This window comes from Kitasatospora sp. NPDC048296 (assembly GCF_043201815.1).
Lineage (GTDB): Bacteria > Actinomycetota > Actinomycetes > Streptomycetales > Streptomycetaceae > Kitasatospora.
In genome coordinates, this window is the sequence record NZ_JBICZB010000090.1 from 21,556 (window position 1) to 28,244 (window position 6,689).

A 6,689-nucleotide genomic window follows, 5' to 3' on the forward strand; every position below is an offset into this window, starting at 1 on the left:
TGCGGGCCGCACCCTGTTGTCCACGCGTTCGTCCGTACGTGTCTTTCCACGTGCGTTTTGTCTGGAGGTACCCCCCGTGGCCCAGGCCCCGGCGGTAAAGCAGCGACCCGGCACCACCCGGACCCTGCTCAAGGGCGTCGACGGCGCCGGAACGGTGCGCCGCACCGTGCTGCCCGGCGGCCTGCGGGTCGTCACCGAGACCCTGCCGACGGTGCGCTCCGCGACCTTCGGCATCTGGGTCGGCGTCGGCTCGCGGGACGAGACCCCGCAGCTCAACGGCGCCACCCACTACCTGGAGCACCTGCTCTTCAAGGGCACCGAGCGGCGCAGCGCGCTGGACATCTCGGCCGCCCTGGACGCGGTCGGCGGCGAGATGAACGCCTTCACCGCGAAGGAGAACACCTGCTACTACGCCAGGGTCCTGGACACCGACCTGCCGCTGGCCATCGACGTGGTCTGCGACATGCTCACCGGCTCGCTGATCCGCACCGAGGACGTGGAGGCCGAGCGCGGCGTCATCCTGGAAGAGATGGCGATGGCCGAGGACGACCCGGGTGACGTGGTCCACGACCTGTTCGCCAAGGTGATCTACGGCAGCGGCCCGCTCGGCCGCCCGATCCTCGGCACCCAGGAGACCATCAAGGCGCTCACCCGGGACCAGGTCGCCGGCTTCTACCACCGCCGCTACCGCCCGGAGCACCTGGTCGTCGCCGCGGCCGGCAACCTGGACCACCGCAAGGTGGTCAAGCAGGTCGAGCAGGCCTTCGCCCCGGTGCTGGCCCGCTCCACCGCGGCCCCCGCCGAGGCCCGCCGCGGCGTCAAGGCACTGCGCACGGCCGGCCGGGTCGAGGTGCTCAACCGCTCCACCGAGCAGGCCCACCTGGTGCTGGGCGTGCCCGGGGTGCCCCGGCACGACGAGCGCCGCTGGGCGATGGGCGTGCTCAACGCGGCCCTGGGCGGCGGGATGAGCTCCCGGCTGTTCCAGGAGGTCCGGGAGAAGCGCGGGCTGGCGTACTCGGTCTACTCGTACTCCTCCTCGTACGCGGACAGCGGCCTGTTCGGCATCTACGCCGGCTGCCAGCCCAAGCGGGTCGAGGAGGTGCTGCGGATCTGCCGCGCCGAGCTGGCCAAGGTGGTCGCCGAGGGCATCACCGAGGAGGAGCTGCACCGCGCGATCGGCCAGATCTCCGGCTCCACCGTGCTCGGCATGGAGGACACCGGGTCGCTGATGAACCGGATCGGCAAGGCCGAGCTCAGCTACGGGCACCACCTGTCGGTCGACGACATGCTGGAGCGGATCGCGGCCGTGACCCTGGAGGACGTCCACGCGGTGGCCCGTGATGTGCTGGGCGCGTACCGGCCGTCGCTGGCGCTGATCGGCCCGGTCAACGACAAGCGGGCCGCCAAGCTCGCCGATCTGCTGGTCTGAGATTGCCCGGCCCGAGATTGCCCGGTGTGAGTTTGCTGGTGAGAGGACTTTCGCTATGACACTGCGTGTCGCCGTGATCGGCGCCAAGGGCCGGATCGGCTCCGAGGCGGTCAAGGCCGTCGAGGCCGCGCCGGACCTGGAGCTGGTGGCCACCCTCGGCCGCGATTCCGAGCTGGAGGAGCTGACCGGGGCCGGGGCCCAGGTCGTCGTCGAGCTGACCCACCCGGACTCGGTGATGGGCAACCTCGACTACTGCCTGCACCACGGCATCCACGTGGTCACCGGCACCACCGGCTGGACGGACGAGCGGCTCGCCACAGTCCGCGGCTGGCTCGACCGGGCCCCGGAGCTCGGCCTGCTGATCGCGCCGAACTTCTCCATCGGTGCGATCCTCGGCATGAAGTTCTCCCAGATCGCCGCCCGGTACTTCGAGTCGGTCGAGGTGGTCGAGCTGCATCACGACCGCAAGGCCGACGCCCCCAGCGGCACCGCCACCCGCACCGCCCAGCTGATCGCGGCCGCCCGCGCCGAGGCCGGCCGCCCCCGGCAGCAGGACCCGACCACCCACAGCCTGCCCGGCGCCCGCGGCGCCGACGTGGACGGGGTGCCGGTGCACGCGGTACGGCTGCGCGGCCTGCTCGCCCACCAGCAGGTGATGTTCGGCGACACCGGCGAGACGCTCACCATCCGGCACGACTCGCTGCACCACAGCAGCTTCATGCCGGGCATCCTGCTGGGCGTGCGCAAGGTCGTCGGGACGCCGGGGCTGACCTTCGGCCTCGAACACTTCCTGGACCTGTGACCGTGCTCATTCCTGGGAGAATGACATGACCTCTCGTACCGGTTTCTTCGTCCTGTCCGGCGTGCTGCTGCTGGTCGCCCTGCTCTGCGTGGGGGAGGGCGTCCAGCTGATCGCCACCGGCAAGCCGCTCGGCATCGGCATCGGCATCTGTGCTTTCGTCATCCCGATGATCGGCGTCTGGTTCCTGCGCCAGACCGTCCGCTTCGGCCGGGCCAGCGAGCAGCTCGCCCACGAGCTGGAGGCCGAGGGCGGCCTGCCGGTGGACGAGCTGAAGCGCACCACCGGCGGGCGGATCGACCGGGCCTCGGCCGACGCGGTGTTCGCCCGCCGCCAGGCCGAGGCGGAGGCCGCGCCCGGCGACTGGCGGGTCTGGTTCCGCCTCGCCGTGGCGTACGCCGACGCCGGCGACACCCCGCGCGCCCGTAAGACCATGCAGCACGCCATCAAGCTGCACAGCACCGAACCCGCAAGGAGTAACGCGTGAGCGACGAACCGACGGCCCCCAGCTTCCGCAGCGACGTGACGGTGGAGCTGGTCCGCAGCGCCGCCTCCGACTCGGACGTCATCTGGGCGGCCCGGGTCTCGACCGCGGGCGAGCAGTCCCTGGAGGCGCTCCAGCAGGACCCGGAGAAGTCCAAGGGCCTGATCAACTTCCTGATGCGGGACCGGCACGGCACGCCCTTCGAGCACAACTCGATGACCTTCTTCATCAGCGCGCCGATCTTCGTGTTCCGCGAGTTCCACCGCCACCGCAGCGGCTGGTCGTACAACGAGGAGTCCGGCCGCTACCGCGAGCTGCAGCCGGTCTTCTACGTCCCCGGCGAGGACCGGAAGCTGGTCCAGCAGGGCCGCCCCGGCAAGTACGAGTTCACCGAGGGCACCCCGGAGCAGCACAGGACCACGACCGAGGCGATGGAGGCCGCGTACCGCGAGTCCTACGCGCGCTACCAGGAGATGCTGGCGGCGGGCGTGGCCCGGGAGGTGGCCCGCGCGGTGCTGCCGGTCGGCCTGTTCTCCTCGATGTACGCGACCTGCAACTCGCGCTCGCTGATGCACTTCCTCTCGCTGCGCACCAGGCGGGAGAACTCGGCGGTGCCGTCGTTCCCGCAGCGCGAGATCGAGATGGTCGCCGAGCAGATGGAGCAGCAGTGGGCCCAGCTCATGCCGCTCACCCATGCGGCCTTCGAGAAGCACGGTCGAGTCGCCCCCTGACCTGGGACGACAGGCATATGGGCAGAGTGTGCGGCATGTCTGGATTGCGGCTTTTCTAGCCGCTCCCTAGATTCGTGACCACGGATTCCGGTGCTGCCCGAACCCCCGAGCGGGCAGTACCGGGATCCCATTTCCTGCCTCTGACCTGCTACACCTGTCCGAACCCTGGACCGGCATGGGTACCGCCCCACCGCCTACGAGTAGCTTTGGACCCATGGCTCCGACCTCCACCCCCCAGACGCCGTTCGGCCGGGTGCTGACCGCGATGGTCACCCCGTTCACCGCCGACGGCGGACTCGACCTCGACGGCGCCCAGCGCCTCGCCACGCATCTCGTCGACTCCGGGAACGACGGCCTCGTCGTCAACGGCACCACCGGTGAGTCCCCGACCACCAGCGACGCCGAGAAGGCCCAGCTCGTCCGCGCCGTGGTGGAGGCGGTCGGGGACCGGGCACACGTGGTGGCCGGCGTCGGCACCAACGACACGCACCACAGCGTCGAGCTGGCCCGCCAGGGCGAGGCCGCCGGGGCGCACGGCCTGCTCGTGGTCACGCCGTACTACAACAAGCCCCCGCAGGAGGGCCTGTACCGGCACTTCACGCAGGTCGCCGACGCCACGGGCCTGCCGGTCATGGCGTACGACATCCCGGGCCGCAGCGGGGTCGCGCTGAGCCACGAGACGCTGGTCCGGCTCGGCGAGCACCCGCGGATCGTCGCCAACAAGGACGCCAAGGGCGACCTCGGCGCCGCGGCCTGGGCGATCGCCCGCTCCGACCTCGCCTGGTACTCCGGCGACGACATCCTCAACCTGCCGCTACTGTCGGTCGGAGCCGTCGGCATGGTCAGCGTCGTCGGACACGTGGTGGCCGGTGAGCTGAAGACGATGATCGAGGCCTACCTGGCGGGTGATGTGGCCAAGGCCACCGCGATCCACCAGGGGCTGCTGCCCGTGTTCACGGGTATGTTCCGCACCCAGGGCGCGATCCTCACCAAGGCCGCGCTCGGACTCCAGGGCCTGCCGGCCGGCCCGCTGCGGCTGCCGCTGGTCGGCGCGACGCCCGAGGAGATCGACCGATTGAAGCAGGATCTCGCCGCCGGCGGGGTAGACCTGTAGCAGACACAGACGTGCGCGCCCCGGCTCGCCGGACCCTCACGGGACCGCCGCTGGACCGGACCGAAGGCGCGAAAGCACCGACCCAGTAGGAAAACGACACTGAGTACGCACGCCATATGTCTCCAGGGGAGGTCCCCGGGCATATGGCGTGCGTCGTGAGGAGAGTCTTTTGAGCCACCCGCACCCCGAACTCGGCGCGCCTCCGGCCCTGAAGGAGGGCGCCCTCCGTATCACTCCGCTCGGCGGCCTCGGCGAGATCGGCCGCAACATGACGGTCCTCGAGTACGGGGACCGCATCCTGATCGTCGACTGCGGCGTCCTCTTCCCCGAGGACGAGCAGCCCGGCGTCGACCTGATCCTCCCGGACTTCAGCTACATCCGGGACCGCCTCGACAAGGTCGACGGCATCGTCCTCACCCACGGGCACGAGGACCACATCGGCGCCGTCCCCTTCCTCCTCCGGGAGAACCCGGACATCCCGCTGATCGGTTCGAAGCTGACCCTGGCGCTGATCGAGGCCAAGCTCGCCGAGCACCGCATCCGGCCGTACGTGCTGGAGGTCAAGGAGGGTGAGCGCGAGCGCATCGGCCCCTTCGACTGCGAGTTCATCGCGGTCAACCACTCCATCCCGGACGCCCTCGCGGTGGCGGTCCGCACCCCCGCCGGCATGGTCGTGGCCACCGGCGACTTCAAGATGGACCAGCTGCCGCTGGACGGTCGACTGACCGACCTGCCGACCTTCGCCAAGCTGGCGGAGGAGGGCATGGACCTGTTGCTGGTGGACTCCACCAACGCCGAGGTCCCCGGCTTCATCCCGCACGAGCGGGACATCTCGGCCGCGCTGCGAAACGTTTTCGCGAACGCCGAGAAGCGCATCATCGTGGCCTCCTTCGCCAGCCACGTGCACCGCATCCAGCAGGTGCTGGACGCCGCGCATGAGTACAAGCGCAAGGTCGCCTTCGTCGGCCGCTCGATGGTCCGCAACATGGGCATCGCCCGCGACCTCGGGTACCTGAAGGTCCCCGGCAACATGGTCGTCGATGTCAAGCAGCTCGACGACCTGCCGGACAAGGAGGTCGTGCTCATCTGCACCGGCTCGCAGGGCGAGCCGATGGCGGCGCTCTCCCGGATGGCCAACCGCGACCACCAGATCCGCATCGTCGAGGGCGACACCGTCGTCCTGGCGTCCTCGCTCATCCCGGGCAACGAGAACGCCGTGTACCGCGTGATCAACGGCCTGACCCGCTGGGGCGCCAAGGTCGTGCACAAGGGCAACGCCAAGGTGCACGTCTCCGGCCACGCCTCGGCCGGCGAGCTGCTCTACTTCTTCAACATCTGCAAGCCGCGCAACCTGATGCCGGTCCACGGTGAGTGGCGCCACCTGCGGGCCGCCGCCGAACTGGGCATCGCCACCGGTGTGCCGCGCAACCGCGTGGTCATCGCCGAGGACGGCGTCTGCGTCGACCTGGAGAAGGGTGTCGCCCGGATCGTCGGCAAGGTGCAGGCCGGCTACGTCTACGTGGACGGCGCCTCGGTCGGCGACATCACCGAGGCCTCGCTCAAGGACCGCAGGATCCTCGGCGAGGAGGGCTTCATCTCGGTCTTCGTCGCGGTCGACTCGACCAACGGCAAGATCGTCGGCGGTCCGACCATCCAGGCCCGCGGCTCCGGCATCGAGGACAGTGCCTTCGTGCCGGTGGCCTCCAAGCTCCAGGAGGCCCTGGACCGCTCGGCCAGCGACGGCGTGCTGGAGCCTCGCCAGGTGCAGCAGCTGGTCCGTCGGACCATCGGCAAGTGGGTCGCGGACAACTACCGCCGCCGGCCGATGATCCTGCCGGTTGTCGTCGAGGTCTGAGCCTGCTCCGACCCCGTCTGAGGCTGGTTTGACGTGGGGCGACCCGGTGCGTAATGTTCTCCGGGTTGCCCCACGGGACGAGCCCCAAGGAAGTCCTCGAATCTGAATTCGAGAACGGCCGGGAAAACGGACCGAGAAACTCTGATAGAGTTCGGGAGCGCCGAAAGGCGAAAGCCAAATCGGATGAATGAAACTCCGGAAAACGGAGCGGAAAACATCTGATAAGCTGGAAACACGAAAGAACGAAGCGCCCGGAGGGCCCGCTGGAAGGCGGTCC

General features: G+C 69.7%; 6 protein-coding genes. All 6 read left to right on the plus strand.

Going from position 1 to position 6,689, the window contains the following annotated elements:
- Window positions 1-76 precede the first annotated feature (76 nt).
- The 6 genes from ACGF12_RS33785 (at window position 77) to ACGF12_RS33810 (ending at window position 6,412) form a co-directional block, all read left to right on the plus strand.
- Window positions 77-1,429, plus strand: coding sequence for a M16 family metallopeptidase (locus ACGF12_RS33785; protein ID WP_393038813.1), 1,353 nt, complete (start codon window positions 77-79; stop codon window positions 1,427-1,429).
- A gap of 55 nt (window positions 1,430-1,484) precedes the next feature.
- Window positions 1,485-2,231 (plus strand): 4-hydroxy-tetrahydrodipicolinate reductase, encoded by a 747-nt coding sequence (dapB, locus tag ACGF12_RS33790; protein ID WP_393038815.1) that lies wholly within the window; start codon window positions 1,485-1,487, stop codon window positions 2,229-2,231.
- 25 nt (window positions 2,232-2,256) lie between these two features.
- Window positions 2,257-2,715, plus strand: coding sequence for a hypothetical protein (locus ACGF12_RS33795; RefSeq protein WP_387621889.1), 459 nt, complete (start codon window positions 2,257-2,259; stop codon window positions 2,713-2,715).
- Window positions 2,712-3,443, plus strand: a complete 732-nt coding sequence (gene thyX / locus ACGF12_RS33800) for an FAD-dependent thymidylate synthase (RefSeq protein WP_393038819.1) — start codon at window positions 2,712-2,714, stop codon at window positions 3,441-3,443. The genes ACGF12_RS33795 and thyX overlap by 4 nt, the downstream gene beginning before the upstream one ends.
- A gap of 214 nt (window positions 3,444-3,657) precedes the next feature.
- Window positions 3,658-4,557, plus strand: coding sequence for a 4-hydroxy-tetrahydrodipicolinate synthase (gene dapA / locus ACGF12_RS33805; RefSeq protein WP_393038822.1), 900 nt, complete (start codon window positions 3,658-3,660; stop codon window positions 4,555-4,557).
- Window positions 4,558-4,726: 169 nt separating this feature from the next.
- Window positions 4,727-6,412: a ribonuclease J gene (locus tag ACGF12_RS33810; RefSeq protein WP_393038825.1), complete on the plus strand. Its 1,686-nt coding sequence runs from the start codon at window positions 4,727-4,729 to the stop codon at window positions 6,410-6,412.
- Window positions 6,413-6,689: the final 277 nt, after the last annotated feature.